At 30.6% G+C, this 389-nt stretch carries 1 protein-coding gene; it reads left to right on the forward strand.

Annotation, left to right across the window (positions count from 1 at the left end):
* Positions 1–389, forward strand: a 389-nt coding sequence (locus tag CQA75_RS09030) for an ankyrin repeat domain-containing protein (protein WP_342772964.1), incomplete at both ends; no start/stop codon positions are given.

The following is a 389-nucleotide window of genomic DNA, read 5'->3' on the forward strand; positions in this document are numbered from 1 at the left end:
TTAGTTTTACAATAGAAGATGAAGATCATCACATAGTTTTGGAAAAAACAAAAAAAATCATTAAACTTTTAGTGGATAAGGGAGCTAATATCAATGCTTACTTTTATGGAGGTGATGGAGGGTGGTATGAACCTTTGATCTTTAAAACCAGTGATCTTCTTGATGCCACCAAAATAGAAAGAGCTAATAAATTAGAACTTTTGCATTTTTTACTAGAACTGGGAGCAGATCCTAATCTTAAAAATTCAGAGGGTGAAAATTTATTACACGCTTTTCTTATTTCAGAGGAACAAAAATTTGCTAATGCCTTAATCGATAGTGGTAAAATGAAAGATATCAATGAAATCATAGAATATGACAAAGGATCAATTTGTTATGGAGAAAATGCT

The organism is Campylobacter taeniopygiae, assembly GCF_005406225.1.
Lineage (GTDB): Bacteria > Campylobacterota > Campylobacteria > Campylobacterales > Campylobacteraceae > Campylobacter_D > Campylobacter_D taeniopygiae.